The sequence below is a fragment of the Aliigemmobacter aestuarii genome (assembly GCF_004799285.1).
Classification (GTDB): Bacteria; Pseudomonadota; Alphaproteobacteria; order Rhodobacterales; family Rhodobacteraceae; genus Aliigemmobacter; species Aliigemmobacter aestuarii.
The window spans coordinates 762,931-788,133 of the sequence record NZ_SSND01000001.1 but is presented as its reverse complement, the minus strand read 5'-3'; the positions used below and the strand labels follow the sequence as shown (position 1 = coordinate 788,133).

Below are 25,203 nucleotides of genomic sequence, written 5' to 3'. Positions count from 1 at the left end.
GGCCCGACGGAGCCCCCATGGGAACAGGTTCAAGTCAGAGCCAGTCCGCCCGGCCGGTGCCGACTGCATCGGCCACATTCGCAAATCCGTTCCGTTCCAGCAGGCTGTCCAGCCCGTGGGCGATGCGGGCGGCAAGGCCGATCCCTTCATAGACCATCGCAGTGTAAAGCTGCACGGCGCTTGCCCCGGCGCGGATCTTCTGGAACGCCTGATCCGGGGTCGAGATGCCGCCCACGCCGATCAGCGGCAGCCGCCCCTCGGTCAGGACCGACAGCCGCGCCAGAACGCGGGTCGATCTTTCGAACAGGGGCGCCCCCGAAAGCCCGCCCGCCTGATCGCGATGGGTGCTTTTCAACCCCTCGCGCGACAGGGTGGTGTTGGTGGCGATTACCGCATCGACACCCGACGCCAGCGCGACCTCGGCCACATCGGCCAGATCGGCCTCGGTCAGGTCGGGCGCGATCTTGAGGAACACCGGGATCGGCCGGGCCAGCGTGGCGCGGGTTTCCATCACGCCCGCCAAAAGTGCCGCAAGCGCCGCGCGCCCCTGAAGATCGCGGAGTTTCTCGGTGTTGGGGGACGATACGTTGACCGTCGCGAAATCCACATGCGGCCCGCAAGCGGCCAGAACGGCGGCGAAATCGGCCGCACGGTCGGCGGAATCCTTGTTCGCCCCAAGGTTCAGGCCGACAGGCACCGGGCCCTTCGGCCGCAACGCCAGCCGGGCGCTGATCGCGGCGGCACCTTCGTTGTTGAACCCGAAGCGGTTGATCGCCGCCCGATCCTCGGCCAGCCGGAACAGGCGCGGCTGCGGATTGCCGGGCTGTGGGCGCGGTGTGGCGGCACCCACCTCGATGAAGCCAAAGCCCGCGCGCATCAGGGGGCCGATGGCGACCGCGTTCTTGTCGAACCCCGCTGCAAGGCCGACCGGATTGGGCAGGTCAAGGCCCGCCACCCGTGTCGCCAGCCGCGCCGAGGTGACGACGCCCGGCAGCGGAACAAGACCCAGCGTCAGCGCCTTCAGCGACAGGCCATGCGCCCGTTCCGGGTCGATCCGGTGCAGAAGGCCAAGGCCCGCGCGTTCGATCAGGTTCACAGAAGCCCCTCGGGAAAGATGTGGCCCGTCGCGCCAAGCGGCAGGGACTTGTCCCAGACCACCTCGGACAGGTGCAGCTTGCGGTAGAGATGGGGAAAAAGGGCCCCCCCGCGTGAGGGTTCCCATTTCAGCGCCTCGCCCATGCGGTCGGCCTCGAAGGCCACCAGCACCAGGTCGCTTTGCCCGGCGAAGTGGCGCGCGGCGGTCTCGACCACCTGGCTTGCGGTCGAGAAATGGATGAATCCGTCCGCCAGATCGACCGGTGCGCCCGGCGTCTCGCCTGCGGCGCGGAAGGCATCCCATTCGGAGCGTCGGAAAATCTTGAAGATCAGCATGGGCTTTCCATGCACGGGCGGACCCGCGCGGTCAATGGGCAAGCGTCGGACGGCCCCGCTTTCCCGATCCGTCCCCGTCATGGTGCCATGTCATTGGATCGTCATCGCCGGACGCTACGTCAGCGCCAAGACGGGCTTTGACAGACCGCGCCCGTCGCCGCAAAGTGAAGCGATCAACCAACAAGGGAGTATTTCCAATGATGTCCCGTCTTCTTCTTTCGGGGGCCGTTCTGGCCTTGACGACCGGAGTGGCACAGGCCGACTACACGCTTCACGTGCTGCACATCAACGACTTTCACAGCCGGATCGAGGCCGTCAACCGCTTCGATTCCACCTGCTCGGCCGAAGAGGCCGAAAAGAACGAATGTTTCGGCGGCGCCGCCCGTCTGGCGACCAAGATCAACGAATTGCGCGACGGCCTGAGGGCCGCGGGCCAGAACGTCGTCGTCCTCGACGCGGGCGACCAGTTCCAGGGCAGCCTGATGTACACGACCTACAAGGGCGCCGTCGAAGCCGAGATGATGGAAAAGATCGGCTTTGACGTCATGGCCGTGGGCAACCACGAATTCGACGACGGCCCCGATGGTTTTTCGGCCTTCCTCGAAAAGGTCAGTTTCCCGGTGATCTCGGGCAATATCGACGTCAGCCAGTCCAACGTGCTGGCGGGCAAGGTGCAGAACCATGTCGTGCTTGAGGTCGGCGGCGAGAAGATCGGCATCATCTCGGCGCTCGCCACCGACACGCCCGAAACCTCCAGCCCCGGCGAGGCGGTGATCTTCCAGGACGACATCGAAAGCCTCAAGGCCGACGTGGCCACGCTCGAAGCTGAAGGTGTGACCAAGATCATCGCGCTGACCCATGTGGGCATCTCCCGCGACCAGGAAATCGCCGCAGCCGTGCCGGGGATCGACCTGATCGTCGGTGGCCATTCGCACACCTACCTTTCCTCCACCGATCCCAAGCGCGCGGGCGCCTATCCGACCTGGGTCAGCCGCGAGGATGGCTCTATGGTGCCGGTGGTGCAGGCCTATGCCTATTCCAAATATCTCGGCCATGCCGAACTGACCTTCGATGACGCGGGCAACCTCGTCTATGCCGGGGGCAACACGATCCTGCTGGATGCCTCCGTCACCCCCGATCCGGAAATCGAGGCGCGGGTCAAGGAACTGGCCGGCCCGATCGAAGAGCTGAAGGCCCGCGTCGTCGCCGAAGCCGCGGCCGAGATCGACGGCAACCGCGACAACTGCCGCCAGATCGAATGCACGATGGGCAACCTCGTGGCCGATGCGATGCTGGACCGGGTGAAGGATCAGGGCGTGACGATTGCGATCGCCAATGGTGGTGGCCTGCGCGCCTCGATCGACGCAGGCCCGGTGACGATGGGCGAGGTGCTGACGGTGCTGCCGTTCCAGAACACTCTGTCCACCTTCACCGTCACCGGCGATGTCGTTCTGGCCGCCCTGGAAAACGGCGTGAGCCAGGTCGAGGAAGGCGCCGGCCGCTTCCCGCAGGTCGCCGGGCTGAAATACACCTTCGATCCCGCCCAACCCGCGGGCAGCCGCGTGTCCGACGTGATGGTCAACGAAGGCGGCAACTGGGTCGCGCTGGACCCCGCGAAGGAATACGGCCTTGTCTCCAACAACTATGTGCGCGGCGGCGGCGACGGCTACCGGATGTTCCGGGATGCCAGGAACGCCTATGATTACGGCCCGGATCTGGCCGATGTGACCGCCGAATTCATGGCGAAGATGGGCGCCTATACGCCCGCGCTGGACGGCCGCATCACCCGCAAGTGACACGCCCCCGGTTCCGCCCGCCCGCCCTGGCGCGGGCGGAACCCTTGCCCGCCCTCGGTGCCCGGCCTAGTCTCGGCCCATGTGCGGACGCTTCACCATGACCCACCCGGACGAGGCGATGGCGCGGCTCTTCGGTGCGGTGCCGGGCAATGACCTGCCACCGGTTCCGCGCTACAACATCTGCCCCACCAATCCGGTTGCCGTTGTCACCTCCGACGGCGGCACGCGGCGCCTTCGGGCGATGCGATGGGGGTTCCTGCCGCACTGGTACAAGTCCGTGACCGACGGCCCGCTGATCATCAACGCCCGGTCCGACACTGTGGCGACAAAGCCCGCCTTCCGCGAGGCGATCCGCCAGCGCCGCTGCCTGATCCCGGCCAGCGGATTCTACGAATGGGCCGAAGGCGAAGGCGGCGCCCGCCTGCCCTGGTACATCACCCGCAGCGATGGCGCGCCGATGGCCTTCGCCGGGCTCTGGCAACGCTGGGACGGCGAGGGCGGCCCTCTCGATGCCTGCGCCATGGTCACGACCGATGCCGGCCCGGAAATGGCCCGCATCCATCACCGCCAGCCCGTGATCCTTGGCCCCGCCGAATGGCCGCTCTGGCTGGGCGAGGCCGGGCATGGCGCGGCGGTCCTGATGACGCCCTCGCATCCCGGTGTCCTGACGGCGCATCGCGTCGATCCGAAGGTCAATTCGAACCGCGCCCAGGGCCCCGATCTGATTGAACCGATCCCCGCCTGAACGGCTTGACCCCCGCGCCCCGGATGATAAACAGACGCCAGAGCGGCGGGTATGGTGTAGTGGTAGCGCCTCAGCCTTCCAAGCTGATGGGGCGGGTTCGATTCCCGCTACCCGCTCCAGAATTTCCCGAAAAATCCTCGGTATTCACAACGGTCTGTTCAACCCGGTCCCGATGCCCGGCTCTGACAGCCGCAAAGGATCCATCGCCAGCTACGGGCGGCCTTCCCGGGACCGAAACGGCCGCCGTTTCAACCTGATCCAAATACCCGAAACCCTGAGCCAAGCGGCACATGCCGCGCAGGCGAGGCAAGAGACATGCGCCGAAGGCGCGCAATCAGATCAGAGATTGTCCTGCTGCGGCATGCCGAGGATGTGGAAGCCGCCATCGACGCGCACCACCTCGCCCGTGGTCAGCGCGCCATAGTCCGACGCAAGCCACACAGCCGTTCCCCCCACGGTTTCCAGCGTGGCGTTCTTGCGCAGGGGCGCGTTCGCCTCGGTATGGCGGAAGGTGGCGCGCGCGCCGCCGATCGCCGCGCCTGCCAGCGTCTTCATCGGGCCGGGGCTGATTGCGTTCACCCGCACGCCTTGCGGACCCAGATCGTTCGCCAGATAGCGGACCGAGCTTTCCAGCGCCGCCTTGGCCACGCCCATCACGTTGTAGTTCGGCGTGACGCGGTTCGATCCCTGGAAGGTCAGCGTGATCAGGCTGCCCCCCTCCGGCATCAGTTCGGATGCGCGGCGGCTCACGTCGATGAAGGAAAAGCACGAGATCGTCAGCGAATTCTTGAAATTCGCCCGGCTGGTGTTGATGAACCGGCCGGTCAGTTCGTTCTTGTCGGAATAGGCGATCGCATGGACGAGGAAATCCATCGTCCCCCAGCGGTCCTTCAGCGCGGCAAAGCAGGCATCAAGGCTTGCGTCATCGGTCACGTCGACATCGACAAGGAAATCCGATCCGACCGATGCGGCCAGCGGGCGCACGCGGCTTCCGAAGGCCTCGCCCTGGTAGGAAAACGCCAGTTCCGCACCTTCCGTGGCCATCGCGCTGGCGATGCCCCAGGCAATCGACCGTTCGTTCGCGACGCCCATGATCAGGCCCCGCTTCCCCTTCATCAAATCCGCCATGGACCCGACCTCACTCGTTGTATCTGCTCATCACCAGCGTGGCGTTTGTCCCGCCAAAGCCGAAGCTGTTGGACAGGACCGAATCCATCGCGACACCGTCGCGGTAGGTTGTCGCAATCTCTTCGGGTTTCAACTCCGGGTCGAGTTGGGTGACGTTGGCCGAGGCCGTGATGAAGCCCCCCTGCAACATCAACAGCGAATAGATCGCCTCGTGCACGCCCGTAGCACCCAGGCTGTGGCCGGTCAGCGACTTGGTGGACGAGATCGGCGGCACGGCATCCTCGCCGAAGACGCGGCGGATCGCCTTCACTTCGGTCACGTCGCCCGCAGGCGTCGAGGTGCCATGTGCGTTGATGTAGCTGATCTTGCGGCCCTCGGGCAGGGTGGACAGCGCCAGCCGCATCGACCGTTCGCCACCCTCGCCCGAGGGGGCGACCATGTCATGGCCGTCAGAGGTGGCGCCATAGCCCGTCACCTCGGCATAGATCTTGGCGCCGCGCGCCAGCGCGTGGTTCAGTTCCTCCAGAACGACGACCCCGCCGCCGCCCGCGATCACGAACCCGTCGCGGGTGGCGTCGAAGGCGCGGCTCGCGGTCGCGGGCGTGTCGTTGTATTTCGACGACATCGCCCCCATCGCGTCGAAGAGGCACGACAGCGTCCAGTCCAGTTCCTCGCCGCCGCCGGCAAAGACGATGTCCTGCTTGCCCATCTGGATCAGCTCGGTGCCATTGCCGATGCAATGCGCGCTGGTCGAGCAGGCCGAGGTGATCGAATAGTTCACGCCCTTGATCCGGAACGGCGTGGCAAGGCAGGCCGAATTGGTGGACGACATGCAGCGCGTCACCATGAAGGGCCCCATCCGTTTCGGCGCGCCCTTTTCGATCACGATCTGATGCGCCTGGAAGAAGTTCGAGGTCGATGGCCCGCCCGAGCCCATGATCAGCCCGGTGCGCGGGTTCGAGATGTCGCCGTCCTCAAGCCCGCTGTCGGCGATGGCTTGCTGCATGGCCAGGAAATTGTAGGCCGCCCCCGGCCCCATGAAGCGCAGGTCGCGCTTGTCGATGTGGTCCTCCAGCACGATCTGCGGCATGCCGTGGATCTGGCTGCGGAAGCCGTGTTCGGCGTATTCGGGGGCAAAGACGATGCCGGATTTCCCCGTCCGCAAAGACGCTTCGACCTCGGCGGCGTTGTTGCCGATAGACGAAATGATGCCGATCCCGGTGATGACGACACGACGCATGGGGGCCTCCCTTTCCTTCTTTCGCCTGTGTAGGGCAGCCCGCGCGAAGGGGCAAGCGGGAAGGGGGAGGGGTGATCCCGGGGCCAGCTTCCCGGGCAGGCGGGGATGGTCCTCTTCCGGGTCCGGCCTTCCGCCCCCAGACCTGCCGCCGGTCGTGTCACGGGGCCACGAAACGGTTCTGCCTCGCCCATGTCGCCCCATCGCGGGCCGGGCTTTTCCCCGACGGCCCAATTTCTGACGAAGTTCTCGATCACATGCGATGGTTGTGGAGTATGTGTTGCGGATGTCTGATCATCCGAAGGTAAAGAAAAGCCCGAAATGCAAAGACTGTTTGACGTGCTTTTTGGTGTCAGTCTGATTGCGCTGGCGTTGTCAGGCTTGCTTGCGATCCCATCCGATACTTTGACGACTGGCTTTGCTCGGGTCGCGTTTGCGGCCTTGTCCCCGGTGACGGTTGTTCTGTTCGTGTTACGCCGTCGGGAGCGGGCAAAAGCCGGAACCGGGTTGATGAAGCCCGGCACCCCGGGCCTGACCAAGGCACAGGCCACCTCGATGCGGCTGGCTGTTGCCAACGCCCTGATGGCCGCGAAAACACATCCGAACGCACAGGGCACAGAGATCTATGCCATCGCGCAGGAAATCAGCCGTCTTTCGACAGAATGGAAGGCGGCGCGCAAGACCGGCACCCAAACGGATGCCGAGCTTCAAAGCCTGTTTCTCTTGCTCAGCTACGCATTGGATACCGGGCCGGAAGACCGGCGACAGGCTCTCTTGGTCGATGTTGCCGACACCTCCCCGTTCTTCGCCTTGCGCAAAAAGGTGGAGGAGTTGCGCCGTCGGGACGCATCGGACCGGCAGGCCTACAGCGAATGGATGGCCGCGGTCGGCAACACCAACATGGACCATCTTTTGAAAGATGGCTGGATCCCCTTTCTGCGCAGCCTTTCGCATCCGGACCCGTATCTGTGGCATGGCATTGCGACCGATTTCCACGATATCGATCACCGGGGACGTCTTGAGGCCGCCTTCTGGATTCTTGAACAGCCCGAATGTGATCGTGCGACCGCATCGGATTTCATTCGTGGCTTTGTCGCAAACGAACTGTTCGAGATCGCCGCCAAGACCAAGGACACGGCCCGCCTGAGCGCGTTTCAAGCGGTCATCAACCGATATAACGCGGGTTCTTACACGTGGTTCGGCATGGTGCCGGACGCCGAAGGCATCACGCCGATTGCCGAAATGCTTGACGGGCCCTTTGATGACAAGGCTGTTGCGGCCATGATGAACCGGATCACGTGGTCGGCAGGTATCCCAGCCTTTCCCGCGCCGATCGGTCTGCTGGCAGGGGATGATCGGCCCAAAAACCCGATGCCGGGCCTTGTCCGGTCACCCTATGACTTCTCGGATGATGCCGGATTACACCTCAGGTATCCCGGCCGGGATTGGCGCAAGACCTCTTCGCGCAGCTAGGGGAATGGGGGCGCAGGAGGGCATGGCGAAGCGAGGCCGGAAACGGCACGCGGATTTCCACATCCGGTGCAAACATCCCGACGATGTCGTCGCCAAGGTCGGCCGAGGCCCCCTCAGTTCGCGCTCAGCGCGACCTTCATGTCGGTGACCTGATAGATCACCTCGCCATCGGCCTCGACGATGCCGTTGGCCACGCCCATGGTCAGGCGGCGGGTCTGGATCGCCTTGGTGAAATCGACGCGGTAAGTCAGCATCTTGCGGTCGGGGCGGACCATGCCGGTCAGCTTGACCTCGCCCACGCCAAGGGCATAGCCGCGGCCTTCCCAGCCGCGCCAGCCCAGGTTGAAGCCGGTCAGCTGCCACAGCCCGTCAAGCCCGAGGCACCCCGGCATGATCGGATTGCCCGGGAAATGGCATTCGAAGAACCACAGGTCCGGGGTGATGTCGAATTCGGCCACGACATGGCCCTTGCCGTGTTCGCCGCCATCCCCGGAAATTTCGGTGATGCGGTCCATCATCAGCATCGGCGGCGCAGGAAGCTGCGCGTTGCCGGGGCCGAACAGCTCGCCCCTCGCGCATTTCAAAAGGTCTTCCTTGCTGAAGCTTGTCGGATAGCCCGCCATCTTTCCCCCGGTTCCCTTGTATTGTTGATCTTTCCTCTATCACCCGCGGGGAAGGGCTGGCAAGGGCGCGTCCCTGCCGCGTTTCCGGGACCGGCGGGGCCTGCGGGGCGAAAGGCGTTGAACTGGGCGGGCGCCGGCTCTATATTTGCGGTGTTAACGAAGGGCCTTCGACATGACGACACCGACAGCAACGGAACTCGGAACCCGGTGGCTGGCCAGCGCGGGGCTGCGGCCCACGCGTCAGCGCGTCGCGCTTGCGGCGCTTCTGGTGGGCGACGGGATGGATCGCCATGTGACCGCCGAAAGCCTTTTCGCCGCCTCCATGCAGACCGACGAACGGGTGAGCCTTGCCACCGTCTACAATACTCTCCGCGCCTTCTGCGATGCGGGGCTGATGCAGGAAGTCGTCGTCGACGGTTCGAAAAGCTATTTCGACACCCGGATGGACGACCATCCGCATTTCTTCTGGGAAGACAGCGGCGAGCTGACCGACGCACCCGCCGACCAGCTTGAAATAGCCCGCCTGCCCGATGCCCCCGCCGGGACCGAGGTGGCCAAGGTCGATGTCGTCATCCGGCTGAAGCGGGCCTGACGCCCCGGGGCACGCCCGGCGCACGGGCGATAACCTTTTTACCTGCGCCGGTGATCGGCCAGCGCCGCGCCCCCCCGATCAGCGTGGATTTCCCCGCGCCGGGTCAGCCGGGGATCAAAGCCACTGCCCCGGTTCCATCAGGCCAAGGTCCATCAGTTGCTGGGAATGCCACTGGAACTCGGTCGAGTTGCGCCAGCGGAAATCATGGATGTCCCACCGCGAGCCGGGGTTGGTCTTCAGCGCCTTGGCGGTGCGGAAGGAACAGACCGCAGCTGTCAGGTTATGGTGCCAGGGGCAGGAATAGGTGTTGTATTCCTCATCGTTGAAGGTGAAGTCGGGGCGAAGCACCAGCCCCTTCTTCGCCCGGAAGATCGAGATGCGGTCGATCTTGCGCTTGGTCCAGGTCACGTGTTCCTCGAACCGCCAGCGCAATCCGCCGAAGAAATCCAGTTGCCGTTCCTTGGGTTCCCAGTTCCGCGTTTCGTCCTTGCGGCCAAGCGCGTAATAGCCCGACCGGTCCAGATGCGCCTCTTCCAGCGACACGGCATTGGGGTGGCGGTTCAGGTCGCCCGCGTAAAGGTCGATCACATAGCTCAGCATCGCGTCGCGCCGTTCTTCCGTGTGGAAGGTCAGCAGGTCGCGGATCGTGCGGTTCTCGCAGAATGGAAAGAACAGGTATTCCGCGTTGAAGCAGTAATACATCCAGATCCCCGGTGCGGCTTCGGACAGCCGGTTCACCGCAGAGACCAGCGCATCCTCGCGATGCACCTCGTAATTCACCCGGTGGACCTTGGCGGCCAGATCCGCGGGCAGGGCGATCTCGTCGCTGGCCAGAAGGATCAGTTCGGGAAAGCCCAGCATCAGGTGGTGGCGGATCGTGGTATCGACCTCGACATCGTCCTCGGCCATCACGATGGCCACCGGCCCCTTGGCAAGCGCCTTGCCCCCCTTGGCCAGAAAATCCCGCAACCCTTCGTAACGCATCACCGCCCCTGTCGCCGGTCCGACCGGCTGTCGACTGCGAAAATCCGTCAAAGCCGGGCGCATTGCAAGTCGTCTTGCCCGTATCGGTTCCAGGCGGGAAAGGTCGCCCCCGGGCATCGGCGGGGCAGGTTCAGCGATATCCGTGGCCGAAGGGCTCCTTCAAGGCGGTCGCCGCCATGATCGCCCCGACCGGCGCGGGGCGAGCGGCGTTGCCTGCACCCCCGCTTTCGCCTATGTAGCGGGCTGCAGGAAAGAGGCCGCCGATGTCCGATACGCCCAAAAAGCTGTTCATCAAGACCTACGGGTGCCAGATGAACGTCTATGACAGCGAACGCATGGCCGAGGCCCTTGGGGCCGAGGGCTATGTGACGACCGAGACCGCCGAAGAGGCGGACATGGTGCTGCTCAATACCTGCCACATCCGCGAGAAGGCGGCCGAAAAGGTCTATTCCGATCTGGGGCGTCTGCGCCCGCTGAAACAGGCCAAGCCCGACCTCAAGATCGGCGTGGCGGGCTGCGTCGCGCAAGCCGAGGGCGAAGAGATCATCCGCCGGATGCCGATGGTCGATCTGGTCGTCGGCCCGCAGGCCTATCACCGCCTGCCCGACCTGATCCGCGCAAAGGGCCGCGCCGTCGATACCGAGTTTCCGGCCGAGGACAAGTTCGACCACCTGCCCGAACGCAAGGCGATGCGCGGGCCTTCTGCCTTCCTGACCGTGCAGGAGGGCTGCGACAAGTTCTGCGCCTTCTGCGTGGTGCCCTATACCCGCGGGGCCGAGGTCAGCCGCCCGGTGGACCGCATCCTGCGCGAGGCGCGTGACCTTGTCAGCCGTGGCGTGCGCGAGATCACGCTTCTGGGCCAGAACGTCAACGCCTACCACGGCGAGGGGGAGGGCGGCACCTGGGGCCTGGGGCGCCTGATCCGGGCCCTGGCCGAAATCGATGGCCTGGCCCGCATCCGCTATACCACCAGCCACCCCAACGACATGGATGACGACCTGATCGCGGCCCATGGCGATGTGCCCGCGCTGATGCCCTATCTGCACCTGCCCGTGCAGTCGGGCAGCGACCGGATCCTGAAGGCGATGAACCGCAAGCACACCGCCGAAAGCTATCTGCGGCTGATCGACCGGATCCGCGCCGCGCGCCCCGACATCCTTCTGACGTCGGATTTCATCGTGGGCTTTCCCGGCGAGACCGACCGGGACTTCGAGGACACGATGGACCTGATCCGCGCGGTGGGTTTCGGCGCGGCCTTCTCGTTCAAGTATTCCGCCCGTCCCGGTACGCCCGCCGCCGAACGGGCGCCGGTCGATTCGCAGGTGGCCGACGACCGGCTTCAGGCGCTTCAGGCGCTGATCACCGAACAGCAGCGCCGCGTTCAGGCCGCGATGGTCGGACGCGAGGTCGGGGTGCTTTACGAAAAGGCCGGGCGACTGCCAGGCCAGATGGTGGGCAAGTCCGACCACCTGCACGCGGTCCATGTCGAGGACACCGCGGGCCGGGTCGGAGAACTCGTCCGCGTGCGCATCTCAGCTTCGGCGCCCAACTCCTTGGCCGGGCAACGTCTTTCCTGAAAACGCGACAGTTTCCGTAAGGTCAACAATCCGCAGCCTTTGTTGGCGCAGCGGCCATTTTCGCAACAGTTAGTCGTCGCGACCCGCACCAACCCATAGATTTTGCTTTACTTCATCTCTTTCGAGGGGCAATCCTGCCCCAAATAGACCACAATTTAACAAGTGCAAAAAGGAGCTGCCGCTGTGGAACGCTGGATGTCCAAAGCAGTGCGGATGACCTTGGGGGGGCTGGCCTTTGCGGGGGCTGTCGCGGGGGCGACGGCTGCCATGGCTCAGGGAAGTCCGCAGGTCGTCGGCAAGATCGAGTGGGGTGTTTGGGTCGATGACGACGGCTGCATGCACTGGTGGGCTGACGGCGGGCTTGAAGGCTACATGGTGCCGCGGCGCGATCCGCGGACGGGCAAACCCGTCTGCCTGAAGAAGAACACGTGCCTGGTCGAGAATACCGATGTGCTGTTCGCCACCGACAGTGCCCAGCTGACGGGCCAGGGCCGCGCGCGGCTGCAAAGCTTCTTCCAGAGCAACGGCTCGGTCGGCTATGCGATCTACGGCCATACCGATGCCCGCGCGTCCTCGGGCTACAACCAGCAACTGTCCGAAGAACGCGCCCGCGCGGTGGCCGATGTCGCCGCATCCGTCGGTGCGCCGGTGGAACGGGTGCTGGGCTTTGGCGAAAGCCGCCCCGTCGCCTCCAACGGCACGGCGGCCGGAATGGCCAAGAACCGCCGCGTCGAAATCGTTTGTTACAGGTGGTGACGGAAATGAAAGCGATCAAACTGGGCGCAAGCCTGATCTCGGCGCTGGTCCTTGCGGGCTGTGTGGGCGAGGGCTTCGAGGGAACCGAACGCTACAGCGGCCCGAATTCCGTGATTGCCACCGGACAGGACCAGGGGCGCGATACCGGCGTTCTGGTGGCTGGCCGCGCGGCCATCGCCTATGACCCCGACGGATGCCAGAACTGGATCATTGACGATGGTCTGGAGGGTTATTCCTCGCCGCGCTACGATCCGCGCAGCGGCCTGCCGGTCTGCAACAACCGTTACCCGCCGGGAACGGTGATCGCGAACCCGGTCACGGGGACCTACCAGACCGGAACCGAAGGCATCCAGGACCGCGTCTCGGGGCCTGGCATCGACACCGTGGTCAATCGCCACGTCCTGCCGCCCGGCACCCGGGTGCAGACCCAGTATGTGCTGTCCGACGGCACCCCGATCACCGACAACTCCGCCGCCGTGATCCAGGTCAACCAGTGACGGGCCGCGCCGCAGGAACGATCGACAGGGCCGCAGCGAAAGCTGCGGCCTTTTTCGTTTCCGGTGGCGTTCTGCCGATTGTCACACAAGCTGCACAATTTTTGGGCAACGTCCCTTGCGGGAACAATCGGCACTTGCCAACTCGGCCCGATGGGCCGCAGACTTCTTTCATCAACGCCACCTAGAGGAGACCCACTTGGGCATCAGCGCGCTGACCCCCCCGACCCGTCCCGAGGATGTTGTGGAAACGACCTTGGAATTCCCGGACAATCGCCTGCTGATCGAGCTGTGTGGCGAATTCGACCGGAACCTTGCCCAGATCGAACACCAGATGGGGGTTCATATCCTGCGGCGCGGAAACAGGCTGGCGGTGATCGGCGACAAGGACAGCCGCGAACAGGCCTCGGCGATCCTGCGGTCGCTTTACGCACGGCTGGAAAGCGGGCGCAGCGTGGTGGCGGGGGATGTGGACGGGGCAATCCGCCTTGGCCGGACCCAGCCCGACGAGATGCGCGATGGTGAGCAGATGGAGATGTTCACGGGCGGCAAATACGAATTGCGCACCCGGAAAAAGCCGATCGAGCCCCGGACCGAAGCGCAGAAGGCCTATGTGAAGAACCTGTTCGATCACGAACTGGGCTTCGGCATCGGGCCTGCGGGCACCGGCAAGACCTATCTGGCGGTGGCCGTGGGCGTCACGATGTTCATCGCGGGCGCGGTCGAGAAGATCATCCTCAGCCGTCCGGCGGTCGAGGCGGGCGAACGGCTGGGCTTCCTGCCGGGCGACATGAAGGAGAAGGTCGATCCCTACATGCAGCCGCTATACGACGCGCTGAACGATTTCCTCCCGGCCAAGCAGGTGCAGAAGCTGATGGAGGAAAAGCGGATCGAGATTGCGCCGCTGGCCTTCATGCGGGGCCGGACGCTGTCCAACGCCTTCGTGGTGCTGGACGAGGCGCAGAACGCCACCACGATGCAGATGAAGATGTTCCTGACCCGCCTGGGCGAGGGCAGCCGTATGGTAATCACCGGCGACCGCACCCAGATCGACCTGCCGCGCGGCGTCGACAGCGGGCTGGCCGAGGCCGAGCGCATCCTCAAGGGCGTCCGGGGCGTGAGCTTCAACTACTTCAACTCCAAGGACGTGGTCCGCCACCCCCTGGTGGCGCGGATCATCGAGGCCTACGAGGCCGACGAGGTGCCGCCCGCACGGAAAGGGTGAAGATTTTTCGACGAAAAATCTTCGAAGAAGGGGGGCTGTCTGCCCCCCTCTTGGCCTGACGGCCAATTCACCCCCCGAGGATATTTTCGCCAGGTTGAAGGCGGGTGTTGTCTGGTTGCGCGCGAGGCCCTAAAGGGCGGGAATGGACCCGATCGTGGATTGCATCATCGAGGATGACCGCTGGCAGGCCTTCGGGCTGGAGGCGCTGGCCGACCGCGCCACGCGCGCGGCCCTGGCCGAGTTGGAGTTGCCGGCCTCAGGCTATCTGATCAGCCTGATGGGCTGCGACGACGACCGGATCGCGGCGCTGAATGCCGATTTCCGGGGCAAGCCGCAGCCGACGAACGTGCTGTCCTGGCCCTCCGAGGAGCGGGGAGCCGACGCGCCAGGCGCCATGCCGGACCTGCCGGGGCCGGGCGGCCCGGATGATCCCGAGGAATTGGGCGACATCGCCATCGCCTATGACACCTGCGCGCGCGAGGCGGACGCTCAGGGCAAGCCGATGGCCGACCATGTGACCCATCTTGTCGTGCACGGGGTGCTGCATCTGTTGGGATTCGATCACATCGACGATGCCGATGCGGCGCTGATGGAGGCCTGCGAGGTGCGGATACTTGCCAGACTTGGGGTGGCTGACCCATATTAGGGCGGTGCGGGCAGGACCCGCATCGTTTTGGACAAAGGACCCATGGGCAGTAGCATCAGCGGATCGCCGGCCACGGACACGGCCGGGACCGAAACCGGAGACGACAGTTCCGAACAGGGACAACGCGGTTTTCTTGGACGTATTTTCAGTGTCTTTTCCGGGGGAGAGTCGTCCGCCGACGCGCCAGAGGGGGGGGCGGCACCCGCTGCCTCGGCCAGCCCTGCACCGGGCGCCTCGCACGGGATCGCGAATCTGCGCCGTCTCAGGGTCGATGACGTGGCCATCCCCAAGGCCGAGATCGTGGCGGCCCCGGTGGACATCGGGCGCGACGCGCTGGTCGAGGTCTTCCGCGAACACGGCTTTTCGCGTCTGCCGGTCTACAAGGGTACGCTCGATCACCCGCTGGGTCTGATCCTCCTCAAGGATCTTGCCTTGCAGCATGGTTTTGGCGGGGGCGGCAAGTTCACCCTGCGCAAGATGCTGCGGCCCCTCCTGTATGCGCCGCCGTCGATGCCGGTGGGCGTTCTGCTGCAGAAGATGCAGCGCGAGCGCGTGCACATGGCGCTGGTCATCGACGAATACGGCGGTGTGGACGGTCTGGTCACGATCGAGGACCTGATCGAGACCGTGATCGGCGAGATCGAGGACGAACATGACGAGGCCGAGGGCGCCCTGTGGAAGGAAGAGAAGCCCGGGGTGTTCCTGGCGCAATCCACCGCGCCGCTGGACGAATTCGAGTCCGCGATCGGCATGAGCCTGCGGTCGGGCGAGGATGACGAGGATATCGACACGCTGGGGGGCCTTGTATTCCTGCGCACCGGCCGGGTGCCGGCGCGGGGCGAGGTCGTGCCGCATGAAAGCGGGGTCGAATTCGAGGTGGTCGATGCCGATCCGCGGCGTGTGAAACGCTTGCGGGTGCGCCTGCCGGGCGTTGCCTCGGCGACGGCGACGGCGACGGCGACGGCTACGGCGGCGGCTACGGCGACTGCGGCGGGGCCTGCGACGGTGGGCAAGGCCGGGGAATGAGGCGGGCGTTACGCGCCCTGCGCGCCGTCTGGCAGGCAAGGCCCGACGGGCGCGGTGCGGCAATGCCCCTGGCCGCCGGGGCCCTGGCCTCGTTGGGGCAGGCGCCGACGGGCCTGTGGTTCCTTGCCTTTCCCGCGCTGGCCTGGATCATTCTGGCGGTGGCGCGGGCCGGTGGCGGGTTGTCTGCGTTCTGGACCGGCTGGCTTTCCGGGATCGGGTATTTCGCCGTCTCGCTGCACTGGATCGTCTTTCCCTTTTTCGTCGATCCGCTGCGGCACGGCTGGATGTCGCCTTTCGCGCTGGTCCTGATGGCGGCGGGGTTGGGGCTGTTCTGGGCGGCGGCGGCCGCGCTGTCGCAGCGCCTGCCGCGTCCGGCCCTGGGGTTCGCCGCGCTTTGGGCCGGGGCAGAGGTGCTGCGCGGCCATGTCCTGACCGGCTTTCCCTGGGTTCTTGTGGGGCACATCTGGACCGACAGCCCCGCCGGGCAGGTCTATTCCCTTTTGGGCAGTTACGGGGTGACGGTCGCCACGCTGATCGCGGCGGCCTTGCCCGCGGCGATGGGGCGATGGTCGGCGGTGGTGCTGGTGCCGCTCGCGCTGGGTGCCGCGGGCTGGACGGCGCAGCGTCTTGCCCTGCCCGAACCGCCCCTGCGCGAAGCGGTGGTACGGCTGGTGCAGCCCAATGCCGAACAGTATCTGAAATGGGCGCCCGACTGGGCCGAGCGGCATTTTCGCAGGCTTCTGGACCTGACGGCGGGCGACCTGCGACTGGATCCTGCCTATGATCTTCCGGCGCGTGTCGATCTGGTCGTCTGGCCCGAGACGTCGGTTCCCTACAGGGTGGAACCGGGCGAGGCCATCGCGCGGGCGATCGCGGCCGCGGGGCGGGGCGCGCCTGTCGCCGCGGGTATCCAGCGGATCGAGGGCGACCGCGGCTGGAACGCGCTGGCGGTTTTCGGTGCCGGGGGGATGGTGACGGCCAGCTACGACAAGCACCATCTGGTGCCCTTCGGCGAATACGTCCCCTATGGCGACCTGATGTACGACCTTTTCGGCCTGCGCGCCTTTGCCGCGCAGGTCGGCGCGGGCTATTCGGCAGGCGCGGGGCCGCGTGTCATGGATCTTGGGCCGCGGCTCGGCCGGGTCCTGCCACTGATCTGCTACGAGGTGGTCTTTCCCCAGGACATCGCCCGCGCGCCCGAACGCGCCGACTGGATGCTGCAGATCACCAATGACGCGTGGTTCGGGCCTTGGGCCGGTCCGCACCAGCATTTCGCGCAGGCCCGGTTGCGGGCGATCGAACAGGGTCTGCCCCTTGTCCGCGTGGCCAATACGGGGATCAGCGCGGTGATCGATGCGCGCGGTCGTGTCACCGGGCCGCCGGCGCCCGGGGCGCAGGAGGGACAGGCGCCGCATCTTCTGGCCCTCGGTCAGGCGGGCGTGATCGACGCGCCCCTTCCGGGTGTCCTGCCGCCGACACCCTACGTCCGCTGGGGCGAGACGCCCACGGCGATCCTGTTGCTTCTGGGACTCGGCGCGGGGCTGGTGCGGAGGCGCGGCTTTGCGTCCGCTTGACCTTTGCCGCGCCGAAGCGTAGCGGGGGTTCGTACTCGTCACAACGGCTTCCTGGCGTGGCGATGATATCCCAATGGAGCACTTCTCATGACCAGAAAGAACTATGTCTTCACCTCGGAGTCCGTGTCCGAGGGGCATCCCGACAAGGTCTGTGACCGTATTTCGGATGCCGTCCTCGATGCGCTGCTGACCGAAGAGGCGAACGCACGCGTGGCCTGCGAAACCTTCGCCACCACGAACCGCGTCGTCGTCGGCGGCGAGGTGGGCCTGTCCGACCCCGACCGGCTGAGCGCGTTCATGGACCGCGTCGACAGTATCGTGCGCGACTGCGTGAAGGACATCGGCTATGAACAGAAGAAGTTCCACTGGGAAACGCTGAAGGTGCACAACTACCTGCACCGCCAGTCGGCCCATATCGCACAGGGCGTTGACCGTGACGGCGCGGGCGACCAGGGCATCATGTTCGGCTATGCCTGCCGCGAGACGCCCGAACTGATGCCGGCGCCGATCCAGTATTCGCACGCGATCCTGCGGCGTCTGGCAGAGGTGCGCAAATCCGGGCAGGAGCCGACGCTCCGGCCGGATGCGAAATCGCAGATCTCGCTGCGCTACGAGGATGGCCAGCCGGTCGAGGTGACCTCGATCGTGCTGTCGACCCAGCACGAGCTGAAGAAGCAGACCTCGGGCGACATCCGCGCCATCGTCGAGCCCTATATCCGCGAGATCCTGCCGAAGGCATGGATCACCGACAAGACCGAATGGTGGGTGAACCCGACCGGCACCTTCGTGATCGGCGGGCCGGACGGCGACGCGGGCCTGACCGGGCGCAAGATCATCGTCGACACCTACGGCGGTGCTGCGCCGCACGGGGGCGGCGCGTTCTCGGGCAAGGATCCGACCAAGGTCGACCGTTCCGCCGCCTATGCCGCGCGCTATCTGGCCAAGAACGTGGTCGCCGCGGGCCTGGCCGACCGCTGCTCGCTTCAGGTCAGCTATGCGATCGGCGTGGCCAAGCCGCTGTCGATCTATGTCGATACCTATGGCACCGGCCAGGTCGAGGATGCGGCCATCGAAAGGGCCGTGTCCGAATGCATGGACCTGACGCCCCGCGGCATCCGCGAACACCTGAGCCTGAACCGCCCGATCTACCAGCGCACCGCGGCCTATGGCCATTTCGGTCGCGCGCCCGATGCCGATGGCGGCTTCAGCTGGGAGCGCACCGATCTGGTCGAGGCGCTGAAGAAGGCCGTCCGCTGACGGCGGGGCCGGCGCGGCGGGCATCGAACCCGCCGCACCGGCATTGCCATGGACTGCGGCAAGGTCCGGCCCCGGTGCCGGGCCTTTGTCTTTGCGGTGCCGGGCGGTTTTGGGTATTTGGATCAGGTTGAAACGGAAGGCGCCTCGCGGGTTGTGGGGTGGGGACGGCGATGACGGAACAGGCTGACGCGCGGCCCGAGCGGCGCAACTTCTATGGCCGGGTGCACGGCAAGACGCTGCGCGCCAGCCAGAAGGTCTATCTGGCCGAGGATCTGGGCAAGGTCCGGCTGGAGGGCGTGAGCCGTGCCGACAACCCCGAACGGCGGGTGCTGGACCTGAACGCCGTCGCGGGGGGGCGGCCTCTGTGGCTCGAGGTCGGCTTTGGCGGGGGGGAACACCTTGTCCACATGGCGGCGTGTTATCCCGATGTGGTGATCATCGGCTGCGAGCCGTTCGTCAACGGCGTGGCGATGCTTCTTGGCAAGATCCGGCAGGCGGGGGTGGAAAACCTGTGGCTGCATCCGGGCGATGTGCGCGACCTGTTCGACGTGCTGCCCGCGGCCGCGATCGACAAGGCGTTCCTGAACTATCCCGATCCCTGGCCCAAGGCGCGCCATCACCGCCGCCGCTTCGTGACGCCGGGCTATCTGGACGAACTGGCGCGGGTCATGCGGCCGGGGGCCGAGTTCCGCGTGGCGACCGACATTCCCGACTATGTCCGCCAGACGCTTGAAGAGGTCCCGCCAGCGGGCTTCGAGCTGCTTGCCGAAGGGGGACAACCGTGGGATGATTGGCTGTCGACCCGGTATGAGCAGAAGGCCCTGCGCGAGGGCAGGGTGCCCCATTATCTGACCTTCCGGCGGGCAGGCGCGCGCCCCGGCGCCTGAGGCGGCGTCCGACAGGGTTGCGCACGCTTGCGGCGTGACATGGGGCAGGGAGCACCGCCCGATGCCGGACATCCGCATCACGAATTGTCACGTCCATACCTTCACCGACAGGCACATCCCGCGCCTTTATCCCCATCCGCTGCTGTGGCTGTTCAAGCGGGTGCCGGGGCTGGTGCGGTTGCTGGCCTTCGCGATGCGCCTTGCCGGGCAGGAAGGGCTGGCCGAAACGCTGGACCGGCTGCGCCGCTTCCAGCAGGAGGCGCGGGCGCCCGATCAGGAAACCGTCCTGCGGCAGGTTGCGCGCCATTACCCTCCAAGGACGCGGTTCGTGATCCTGCCGATGGACATGGCGGGGCTTGGCCACGGGCCTGTGCGGGACGGTCTGCGCGCCCAGCACGACGAGCTGGCCCGGCTGGCGGCAGCACCCGGATGGCAGGGCCGGGCGATCCCCTTTGCGACCTGCGACCCGAGGCGCGAGGCCTCGGTCGCCGAGGCCGAACGCGCGATCCGCGATCTGGGGTTCCGGGGGTTGAAACTTTACCCGAGGTTCGGCTTTGCCCCCGATCATCCCGCGCTGATGGAGCGGATCTATCCGATGCTGGTGGAAAGAAACCTGCCGGTCCTAAGCCACTGTTCGCGCGGCGGGGTGCGCGAGGCGGGGCTGTCGGCGGCGGTGGCCGACGAATACACGAAGCCCCAGGCCTTCATTCCGGTGATGCGGGCCTTTCCCGGGCTGCGGGTCAATCTGGCGCATTTCGGGGGGATGCGCGACTGGCGCGCCTATGTGAACGGCGATCTGACCCCGGGGGATGCCGGTGACGAGGCGGCCAACTGGCAGGTGGCGATCCGCCGCATGATCAGCAGCGGTGACTGGCCGGGCCTGTGGACCGACATCTCATACACCCTGTTCCAGTTCGATGATTTCCTGCCGTTCCTGAAGATCTTCCTTCAGGACGAACGGATTGCCGGGCGGGTGCTGTTCGGGTCGGATTTCTACATGACCCGGCAGGAGGCGCTGTCGGAACGCGCCGTCTGCATCCGCCTGCGCGCCTCGCTGGGAGAGGCCCTGTTCCGCCAGATCGCCGAGGAAAACCCGGCGATCTGGCTGGGCGAGTTGTCCGAGGCTCAGGCGAGGGGCGGGATGTCCCACACCTGAGCCGGGGCCAGGGCGCGGAACCTTTCCGGCGCGATCCCGCGCGAATAAAGCGCGGCGGCCAGCGCCGTGACGGGGTCCTCGCGGGCCTCGTCGGTCAACTGGAACGTGCCCCAGTGATGCCCGATGGCATGGGCCGCCCCCGACAGGGCAAAGCCCTCGACCGCTTCGGCGGGGTTCTGGTGCTGGGGTTCCATGAACCAGCGCGGCTCGTAGGCGCCGATCGGCAGGATCGCAAGGCGCAAGCGGCCGAGCAGGGCCGGCAGGTCGCGATAGGGGCGGCCACGGTCAAACCCGGTATCGCCCACGAACAGCACGGCCCCCCCGGCCGTCTCGATCGCGAAGGCGCCCCAAAGCGCCATCCGCCGGTCACGCGTGCCGCGCGCCGACCAGTGGTGGCAGGGCAGGCAATGGAGGCGCGCCGCGCCAAGGGGAAGCGCCTGCCCCCAGTCCATCGCCGCCGTGCGCATCCCCGGCACCCCGGCGCGGACGATCGCGTCATTGCCAAGGGGCGTAACCAGAAGCGGGTCATGCGCTGCCCGAAGCCGGGCGAGCGTAGGAATGTCGAGATGGTCGTAATGGTTGTGGCTCAGAAGCACCGCGTCGATCGGTGGCAGGTCGTCAAAGACGATGCCCGGCGGTGTCGTGCGGCGCGGTCCGGCAAAGCCCACGGGGCTGGCGCGATCCGACCAGACCGGATCGGTCAGGATGTTCAGCCCCGCCACCTGCACCAGCATCGTCGCATGGCCGACCATCGTGACGCGCAGGCCGCCGTCGCCGATCCGGGCCTCGGGCCGCCCCGGCGGGTGGGCCAGCGGCACCGTCTCGGGCCAGCGCGCCTTGTCGCGAGTGCGCCACCAGCGCATCAGGTCGCCCGCGCTGCGGGGCGGGATGCCATCGGGGTTGAAGAACCGCAGCCCGTCGTAATGGTCGCTGGCCGGGCCGTCGTAATAGGGGTTCGACCGGCGCGGCACCAGGCTGCCCCCGGCAAGGCCGAGCGAGGACAGCGTGGCGGACAGGGTCAGGAAGCGGCGGCGGTTCATGCAGCGGTGATATGGCCTGCGGCCGGTCGGGATCAACCCTTGCAGCCCCCATGGACCGGGCCTTGCGCTTGCGCTATCAGGCGGGCTGAACAGCGAAGGAGTGTCCCGCAGATGTCCGGCCATGGTGATGCGCAACCGATGACCGCCCGCAAGTCCGCGCCGCTGAAGGGCGTGGCCCAGGTGCCGGGCGACAAGTCGATCAGCCACCGCGCGCTGATCCTTGGCGCGATGGCCGTGGGCGAAACCCGCATCACCGGCCTGCTTGAGGGCCAGGACGTGCTGGACACCGCCAAGGCGATGCGCGCTTTCGGTGCGGAGGTGACCCAGCACGCCCCCGGCGAGTGGAGCGTGCATGGCGTGGGCGTCGGCGGCTTTCGCGAACCCGACAATGTGATCGACTGCGGCAATTCGGGCACCGGCGTGCGGCTGATCATGGGATGCATGGCCACCACCGCCATGACCGCCACGTTCACGGGCGATGCATCCTTGCGCAAGCGGCCGATGGGGCGGGTGACCGATCCGCTTTCGCTGTTCGGCGCGCGTGCCTACGGGCGCGCGGGTGGACGCCTGCCGATGACCATCGTCGGCGCGGCGGACCCGGTGCCGGTGCGCTATGTGGTGCCCGTGCCTTCGGCGCAGGTGAAATCGGCGGTTCTGCTGGCGGGGCTGAATGCGCCGGGGCAAACCGTCGTCATCGAACGCGAGGCGACGCGCGACCATTCGGAACGCATGCTCGCAGGTTTCGGCGCGACGCTCAGCGTGGAACGGACGTCCGAAGGCAATGTCATCACCCTGACCGGCCAGCCCGAACTGCGCCCGCAGGCGGTGGCCGTGCCGCGCGATCCGTCTTCGGCCGCCTTCCCGGTCTGTGCCGCGCTGATCGTCGAAGGATCGGACATCCTCGTGCCCGGCGTCAGCCAGAACCCCACGCGCAACGGCCTGTTCACCACCCTGGTCGAAATGGGCGCCGACATCGTCTTTGAAAACCCGCGCGAAGAGGGGGGCGAACCCGTGGCCGACCTGCGCGTGCGTTTCTCGGGCAGCCTGAAGGGGATCGAGGTGCCACCCGAACGCGCCCCTTCGATGATCGACGAATACCCAATCCTGTCGGTGGTTGCGGCCAATGCCACGGGCACCACGGTGATGCGCGGGGTCAAGGAATTGCGCGTGAAGGAAAGCGACCGGATCGACGCGATGGCGCGCGGTCTGGAAGCCTGCGGCGTGCGGATCGAGGAAGACGAGGACACGTTGATCGTGCACGGGATGGGCGCAGGCGGCGTGCCGGGCGGTGCCACGGCGGCCACGCATCTGGACCACCGCATCGCGATGAGTTTCCTGATCTGCGGGATGGCCGCGAAGGCACCGGTCTCGGTCGATGACGCCTCACCGATCGTCACGTCCTTCCCGATCTTCGAGGGTCTGATGACCCGGCTTGGCGCGACGCTGGAGCATGGCTGATGCGCGCCGCGCTGCGGCACCTTGCGCTCTGGCTGGACCTTGAACGGTTGCGCAGCCTGCAGGACCGGGTCGAGGCCTGGCATGCCTGGGTAGTCGCGCGGCTCGGGTATCCGTGGCTCAAGGCGCATTTCAGGGAACGCACGGGGTACGATCTGAACCTCGATCAGCCCCGGACGATGAACGAAAAGGTCAACTGGCAGAAAGTGCATGACCGCCGGCCGGTGTTCCGGACGATCCTCGACAAATACGCGGTGCGCCATTACGTCGCCCGCCGGATCGGCAAGGACCGGGCCGAAGGGCTGTTCCCGCCGCTTCTGGGCGTCACGCGGAAACCGACCGCCGACTGGCTGCGCGAGGTGCCGCCGAAGGCACCCCGTTTGCCGAAATGCTTGCCCTTTCCCGGGAACTCGCGCAGGGGTTCGATTACATGCGGATCGATTTCCTGATGGTCGACGACCGGTATTACCTGAACGAACTGACGCTCTATGCGGGCAGCGGGTTCGGACGGGTCAAGCTGCCGGAGCGCGATCTGGCACTGGGCCGGATGTGGCCATTGCCGCGCGGGAGCAGGCCGTTCCGGCGCCCCGGCTTACTGTCGCGCCTGAGGGCCCGGTTCGGTCTTCGGGGGAAAGGGAAAGGAAGGACATGAAGTTCACGGTCGCGATCGACGGGCCTGCGGCGGCGGGGAAAGGCACGATCAGCCGCGCCGTGGCCGATCACTTCGGTTTTGCCCATCTCGACACCGGCGCGCTTTACCGGGCCGTCGGGGCGAAGGGCGGCGATCCGGTGGCCGCCGCGCTGAACCTTTCGGCCGCCGATCTGGCGCGGCCCGACCTGCGCACGCTGGAAGCAGGGCAGGCGGCATCCCGTGTCGCGGTGATCCCCGAGGTGCGGGCGGCGCTGCTGGACTTCCAGCGCCGCTTCGCCGGGCGCGAGGGCGGCGCGGTGCTCGACGGGCGCGACATCGGCACGGTGATCTGCCCCGAGGCCAATGTGAAGCTGTTCGTGACCGCCAGCGCCGAGGTGCGCGCCCGCAGGCGGTGGCTGGAACTGGGCGGAGAGACGGCGCCCCGGCCCTATGCCGAAATCCTCGCCGAGGTCAGGGAACGCGACGACCGCGACATGAACCGTGCCGACGCCCCGCTGCGCGCTGCCGATGATGCGGTGACGATCGACACCAGCGACATGACGATCGACGAGGCGGTGGCGGCGGCCATCGCCCGTGTCGCCGCCCGCCTTTCCGCCCGGCCTGCCTGATCCCCGCGCTTTTCGGCGCCCCCCTCCGCCCGTGTCCTGCGGCCCCGCCTTCTCTGCATCTCCGAACAGCCCTTGTGCGGCGGCCCGGCTTTGCCTTGGGTCGTCCGCCCCCTAGATCCCGCGTCGAGGGATGATCGCGCGGGCCCATCGGGCCGCGCCGGCATGCAAAGGACGCATCATGTTGCTTGAACGGTTGAACTGGCGCTACGCCACCAAGAAGATGGACCCGGCCCGCGCGGTGCCGCAGGACAAGCTGGACCGCATCCTTGATGCGGCGCGGATGGCCCCCACTTCCAGCGGGCTGCAACCCTTCGAGGTGATCGTCGTCACCAATCCCGCGGTGCGCGCCGAACTGCGCGCGGCCGCCTTTGACCAGTCCCAGATCACCGAGGGCAGCCATGTCCTGGTCTTCGCGGCATGGGACAACTACACCGCCGAACGCATCGACGCGGTGGTCGCCCAGATGGCCGCCGAACGCGGCGGCGCCTCCGAGGCGCTGACAGCCTACTACGAGCGTCTGAAGACGATGTACCTGCCCCGCAGCGCCGAGGAAAACTTCCAGCACGCCGCCCGCCAGGCCTATATCGCCTTCGGCATCGCCCTGACCGCGGCGGCCTTCGAAGAGGTGGACGCCACCCCGATGGAGGGCTTCGACCCCGCGAAGGTGGATGCGATCCTCGGCCTGCGCGACCGCGGCCTGCGCGCGGTCACGGTGATGCCGCTCGGCTACCGCGATCCCGCGGGCGACTGGCTGGCCGGCCTGCCCAAGGTGCGCCGGCCGCTGGACCGGCTGGTCTCGCACGTCGGCTGAAGGCAAGGGGGCCCTGCCCCCTCGGGCCTT

General features: G+C 66.6%; 26 protein-coding genes, 1 tRNA gene and 1 riboswitch. Of the genes, 20 read left to right on the top strand and 7 right to left on the bottom strand.

Annotated elements, in window-relative coordinates; translation table 11 throughout:
* Nucleotides 1-34 precede the first annotated feature (34 nt).
* The gene (locus E7811_RS03785; RefSeq protein ID WP_136393235.1) at nucleotides 35-1,096 is read right to left on the bottom strand and encodes a quinone-dependent dihydroorotate dehydrogenase; all 1,062 of its coding nucleotides are present in this window, start codon (nucleotides 1,094-1,096) and stop codon (nucleotides 35-37) included.
* Nucleotides 1,093-1,431: a DUF952 domain-containing protein gene (locus E7811_RS03780; protein ID WP_136393234.1), complete on the bottom strand. Its 339-nt coding sequence runs from the start codon at nucleotides 1,429-1,431 to the stop codon at nucleotides 1,093-1,095. The genes E7811_RS03785 and E7811_RS03780 overlap by 4 nt, the downstream gene beginning before the upstream one ends.
* A gap of 197 nt (nucleotides 1,432-1,628) precedes the next feature.
* Here E7811_RS03780 and E7811_RS03775 point away from each other — a divergent pair, with 197 nt between their 5' ends.
* The 3 genes from E7811_RS03775 to E7811_RS03765 all read left to right on the top strand — a co-directional run bounded on the left by E7811_RS03775 (nucleotide 1,629) and on the right by E7811_RS03765 (nucleotide 4,091).
* Entirely contained in the window at nucleotides 1,629-3,227 is a 1,599-nt protein-coding gene (locus E7811_RS03775; protein WP_136393233.1) for a bifunctional metallophosphatase/5'-nucleotidase, read from the top strand.
* A gap of 79 nt (nucleotides 3,228-3,306) precedes the next feature.
* Nucleotides 3,307-3,972 carry an SOS response-associated peptidase gene (locus E7811_RS03770; RefSeq protein WP_136393232.1) on the top strand — a complete coding sequence of 222 codons (666 nt, stop codon included), beginning with the start codon at nucleotides 3,307-3,309 and terminating at the stop codon, nucleotides 3,970-3,972.
* 45 nt (nucleotides 3,973-4,017) lie between these two features.
* Nucleotides 4,018-4,091: transfer RNA gene (locus tag E7811_RS03765), tRNA-Gly, on the top strand.
* A gap of 220 nt (nucleotides 4,092-4,311) precedes the next feature.
* On the opposite strand, the gene E7811_RS03760 is transcribed toward E7811_RS03765, so the two are convergent.
* Nucleotides 4,312-5,100 (bottom strand): enoyl-ACP reductase FabI, encoded by a 789-nt coding sequence (locus E7811_RS03760; RefSeq protein ID WP_136393231.1) that lies wholly within the window; start codon nucleotides 5,098-5,100, stop codon nucleotides 4,312-4,314.
* Between the two features lie 10 nt (nucleotides 5,101-5,110).
* Nucleotides 5,111-6,340: a beta-ketoacyl-ACP synthase I gene (fabB, locus tag E7811_RS03755; protein WP_136393230.1), complete on the bottom strand. Its 1,230-nt coding sequence runs from the start codon at nucleotides 6,338-6,340 to the stop codon at nucleotides 5,111-5,113.
* Between the two features lie 318 nt (nucleotides 6,341-6,658).
* On the opposite strand from fabB, the gene E7811_RS03750 reads away from it, so the two are divergent.
* Entirely contained in the window at nucleotides 6,659-7,810 is a 1,152-nt protein-coding gene (locus tag E7811_RS03750) for a hypothetical protein (protein WP_136393229.1), read from the top strand.
* Between the two features lie 113 nt (nucleotides 7,811-7,923).
* Here the strand turns inward: E7811_RS03750 and fabA are convergent, their stop codons facing one another.
* A complete protein-coding gene (gene fabA, locus E7811_RS03745) occupies nucleotides 7,924-8,433 on the bottom strand; it encodes a bifunctional 3-hydroxydecanoyl-ACP dehydratase/trans-2-decenoyl-ACP isomerase (protein WP_136393228.1) in 510 nt (169 codons plus the stop codon).
* A gap of 172 nt (nucleotides 8,434-8,605) precedes the next feature.
* On the opposite strand from fabA, the gene irrA reads away from it, so the two are divergent.
* The gene (gene irrA / locus E7811_RS03740) at nucleotides 8,606-9,025 is read left to right on the top strand and encodes an iron response transcriptional regulator IrrA (protein ID WP_136393227.1); all 420 of its coding nucleotides are present in this window, start codon (nucleotides 8,606-8,608) and stop codon (nucleotides 9,023-9,025) included.
* A 114-nt stretch (nucleotides 9,026-9,139) separates the two neighbouring features.
* On the opposite strand, the gene E7811_RS03735 is transcribed toward irrA, so the two are convergent.
* Nucleotides 9,140-10,009 (bottom strand): hypothetical protein, encoded by an 870-nt coding sequence (locus E7811_RS03735; RefSeq protein ID WP_136393226.1) that lies wholly within the window; start codon nucleotides 10,007-10,009, stop codon nucleotides 9,140-9,142.
* Between the two features lie 263 nt (nucleotides 10,010-10,272).
* Here E7811_RS03735 and miaB point away from each other — a divergent pair, with 263 nt between their 5' ends.
* The 10 genes from miaB to E7811_RS03685 all read left to right on the top strand — a co-directional run bounded on the left by miaB (nucleotide 10,273) and on the right by E7811_RS03685 (nucleotide 20,607).
* A complete protein-coding gene (miaB, locus tag E7811_RS03730) occupies nucleotides 10,273-11,586 on the top strand; it encodes a tRNA (N6-isopentenyl adenosine(37)-C2)-methylthiotransferase MiaB (protein ID WP_136393225.1) in 1,314 nt (437 codons plus the stop codon).
* A 195-nt stretch (nucleotides 11,587-11,781) separates the two neighbouring features.
* A complete protein-coding gene (locus E7811_RS03725) occupies nucleotides 11,782-12,342 on the top strand; it encodes an OmpA family protein (protein ID WP_136393224.1) in 561 nt (186 codons plus the stop codon).
* A 5-nt stretch (nucleotides 12,343-12,347) separates the two neighbouring features.
* Nucleotides 12,348-12,839 carry a hypothetical protein gene (locus E7811_RS18100; RefSeq protein ID WP_211092082.1) on the top strand — a complete coding sequence of 164 codons (492 nt, stop codon included), beginning with the start codon at nucleotides 12,348-12,350 and terminating at the stop codon, nucleotides 12,837-12,839.
* Nucleotides 12,840-13,035: 196 nt separating this feature from the next.
* Nucleotides 13,036-14,061 (top strand): PhoH family protein, encoded by a 1,026-nt coding sequence (locus E7811_RS03715; RefSeq protein WP_168732915.1) that lies wholly within the window; start codon nucleotides 13,036-13,038, stop codon nucleotides 14,059-14,061.
* A gap of 142 nt (nucleotides 14,062-14,203) precedes the next feature.
* Nucleotides 14,204-14,707, top strand: coding sequence for an rRNA maturation RNase YbeY (gene ybeY, locus E7811_RS03710; protein WP_136393222.1), 504 nt, complete (start codon nucleotides 14,204-14,206; stop codon nucleotides 14,705-14,707).
* Nucleotides 14,708-14,749: 42 nt separating this feature from the next.
* Entirely contained in the window at nucleotides 14,750-15,733 is a 984-nt protein-coding gene (locus E7811_RS03705) for a transporter associated domain-containing protein (RefSeq protein WP_136393221.1), read from the top strand.
* A complete protein-coding gene (lnt, locus tag E7811_RS03700) occupies nucleotides 15,730-17,307 on the top strand; it encodes an apolipoprotein N-acyltransferase (protein ID WP_394345591.1) in 1,578 nt (525 codons plus the stop codon). Before E7811_RS03705 ends, lnt begins: the two co-directional genes overlap by 4 nt.
* A gap of 32 nt (nucleotides 17,308-17,339) precedes the next feature.
* Nucleotides 17,340-17,388, top strand: a riboswitch (SAM-SAH riboswitch).
* A gap of 6 nt (nucleotides 17,389-17,394) precedes the next feature.
* Complete coding sequence (metK, locus tag E7811_RS03695; protein ID WP_136393220.1) at nucleotides 17,395-18,564, top strand: methionine adenosyltransferase; 1,170 nt, start codon at nucleotides 17,395-17,397, stop codon at nucleotides 18,562-18,564.
* Nucleotides 18,565-18,734: 170 nt separating this feature from the next.
* Nucleotides 18,735-19,451, top strand: a complete 717-nt coding sequence (trmB, locus tag E7811_RS03690) for a tRNA (guanine(46)-N(7))-methyltransferase TrmB (protein ID WP_136393219.1) — start codon at nucleotides 18,735-18,737, stop codon at nucleotides 19,449-19,451.
* A gap of 61 nt (nucleotides 19,452-19,512) precedes the next feature.
* A complete protein-coding gene (locus tag E7811_RS03685; protein WP_136393218.1) occupies nucleotides 19,513-20,607 on the top strand; it encodes an amidohydrolase family protein in 1,095 nt (364 codons plus the stop codon).
* On the opposite strand, the gene E7811_RS03680 is transcribed toward E7811_RS03685, so the two are convergent.
* Nucleotides 20,577-21,647 carry an MBL fold metallo-hydrolase gene (locus E7811_RS03680; RefSeq protein WP_136393217.1) on the bottom strand — a complete coding sequence of 357 codons (1,071 nt, stop codon included), beginning with the start codon at nucleotides 21,645-21,647 and terminating at the stop codon, nucleotides 20,577-20,579. The two genes, E7811_RS03685 and E7811_RS03680, sit on opposite strands and share 31 nt — an antisense overlap.
* Nucleotides 21,648-21,758: 111 nt before the next feature.
* Between E7811_RS03680 and aroA the strand changes: the two genes are divergently transcribed.
* The 5 genes from aroA (at nucleotide 21,759) to E7811_RS03655 (ending at nucleotide 25,173) form a co-directional block, all read left to right on the top strand.
* Entirely contained in the window at nucleotides 21,759-23,105 is a 1,347-nt protein-coding gene (gene aroA / locus E7811_RS03675) for a 3-phosphoshikimate 1-carboxyvinyltransferase (RefSeq protein ID WP_136393216.1), read from the top strand.
* Nucleotides 23,105-23,551 carry a hypothetical protein gene (locus tag E7811_RS03670; RefSeq protein ID WP_136393215.1) on the top strand — a complete coding sequence of 149 codons (447 nt, stop codon included), beginning with the start codon at nucleotides 23,105-23,107 and terminating at the stop codon, nucleotides 23,549-23,551. The genes aroA and E7811_RS03670 overlap by 1 nt, the downstream gene beginning before the upstream one ends.
* Entirely contained in the window at nucleotides 23,533-23,754 is a 222-nt protein-coding gene (locus E7811_RS03665; protein WP_246020200.1) for a hypothetical protein, read from the top strand. The genes E7811_RS03670 and E7811_RS03665 overlap by 19 nt, the downstream gene beginning before the upstream one ends.
* Nucleotides 23,751-24,362: a (d)CMP kinase gene (locus E7811_RS03660; protein ID WP_136393213.1), complete on the top strand. Its 612-nt coding sequence runs from the start codon at nucleotides 23,751-23,753 to the stop codon at nucleotides 24,360-24,362. Before E7811_RS03665 ends, E7811_RS03660 begins: the two co-directional genes overlap by 4 nt.
* Nucleotides 24,363-24,540: 178 nt before the next feature.
* Nucleotides 24,541-25,173, top strand: coding sequence for an NAD(P)H-dependent oxidoreductase (locus E7811_RS03655; protein WP_136393212.1), 633 nt, complete (start codon nucleotides 24,541-24,543; stop codon nucleotides 25,171-25,173).
* Nucleotides 25,174-25,203: the final 30 nt, after the last annotated feature.

Coding starts and splice junctions, on each gene's coding strand:
- fabA (WP_136393228.1), bottom strand. CDS start 8,433: ATGGCGGGCTATCCGACAAGCTTCAGCAAGGAAGACCTTTTGAAATGC.
- ybeY (WP_136393222.1), top strand. CDS start 14,204: ATGGACCCGATCGTGGATTGCATCATCGAGGATGACCGCTGGCAGGCC.
- E7811_RS03760 (WP_136393231.1), bottom strand. CDS start 5,100: ATGGCGGATTTGATGAAGGGGAAGCGGGGCCTGATCATGGGCGTCGCG.
- metK (WP_136393220.1), top strand. CDS start 17,395: ATGACCAGAAAGAACTATGTCTTCACCTCGGAGTCCGTGTCCGAGGGG.
- E7811_RS03780 (WP_136393234.1), bottom strand. CDS start 1,431: ATGCTGATCTTCAAGATTTTCCGACGCTCCGAATGGGATGCCTTCCGC.
- E7811_RS03670 (WP_136393215.1), top strand. CDS start 23,105: ATGCGCGCCGCGCTGCGGCACCTTGCGCTCTGGCTGGACCTTGAACGG.
- E7811_RS03770 (WP_136393232.1), top strand. CDS start 3,307: ATGTGCGGACGCTTCACCATGACCCACCCGGACGAGGCGATGGCGCGG.
- E7811_RS03750 (WP_136393229.1), top strand. CDS start 6,659: ATGCAAAGACTGTTTGACGTGCTTTTTGGTGTCAGTCTGATTGCGCTG.
- E7811_RS03735 (WP_136393226.1), bottom strand. CDS start 10,009: ATGCGTTACGAAGGGTTGCGGGATTTTCTGGCCAAGGGGGGCAAGGCG.
- miaB (WP_136393225.1), top strand. CDS start 10,273: ATGTCCGATACGCCCAAAAAGCTGTTCATCAAGACCTACGGGTGCCAG.
- E7811_RS03660 (WP_136393213.1), top strand. CDS start 23,751: ATGAAGTTCACGGTCGCGATCGACGGGCCTGCGGCGGCGGGGAAAGGC.
- E7811_RS03705 (WP_136393221.1), top strand. CDS start 14,750: ATGGGCAGTAGCATCAGCGGATCGCCGGCCACGGACACGGCCGGGACC.
- E7811_RS03775 (WP_136393233.1), top strand. CDS start 1,629: ATGATGTCCCGTCTTCTTCTTTCGGGGGCCGTTCTGGCCTTGACGACC.
- E7811_RS03655 (WP_136393212.1), top strand. CDS start 24,541: ATGTTGCTTGAACGGTTGAACTGGCGCTACGCCACCAAGAAGATGGAC.
- E7811_RS18100 (WP_211092082.1), top strand. CDS start 12,348: ATGAAAGCGATCAAACTGGGCGCAAGCCTGATCTCGGCGCTGGTCCTT.
- E7811_RS03680 (WP_136393217.1), bottom strand. CDS start 21,647: ATGAACCGCCGCCGCTTCCTGACCCTGTCCGCCACGCTGTCCTCGCTC.
- trmB (WP_136393219.1), top strand. CDS start 18,735: ATGACGGAACAGGCTGACGCGCGGCCCGAGCGGCGCAACTTCTATGGC.
- fabB (WP_136393230.1), bottom strand. CDS start 6,340: ATGCGTCGTGTCGTCATCACCGGGATCGGCATCATTTCGTCTATCGGC.
- irrA (WP_136393227.1), top strand. CDS start 8,606: ATGACGACACCGACAGCAACGGAACTCGGAACCCGGTGGCTGGCCAGC.
- E7811_RS03665 (WP_246020200.1), top strand. CDS start 23,533: ATGCGGATCGATTTCCTGATGGTCGACGACCGGTATTACCTGAACGAA.
- E7811_RS03685 (WP_136393218.1), top strand. CDS start 19,513: ATGCCGGACATCCGCATCACGAATTGTCACGTCCATACCTTCACCGAC.
- aroA (WP_136393216.1), top strand. CDS start 21,759: ATGTCCGGCCATGGTGATGCGCAACCGATGACCGCCCGCAAGTCCGCG.
- lnt (WP_394345591.1), top strand. CDS start 15,730: ATGAGGCGGGCGTTACGCGCCCTGCGCGCCGTCTGGCAGGCAAGGCCC.
- E7811_RS03725 (WP_136393224.1), top strand. CDS start 11,782: ATGTCCAAAGCAGTGCGGATGACCTTGGGGGGGCTGGCCTTTGCGGGG.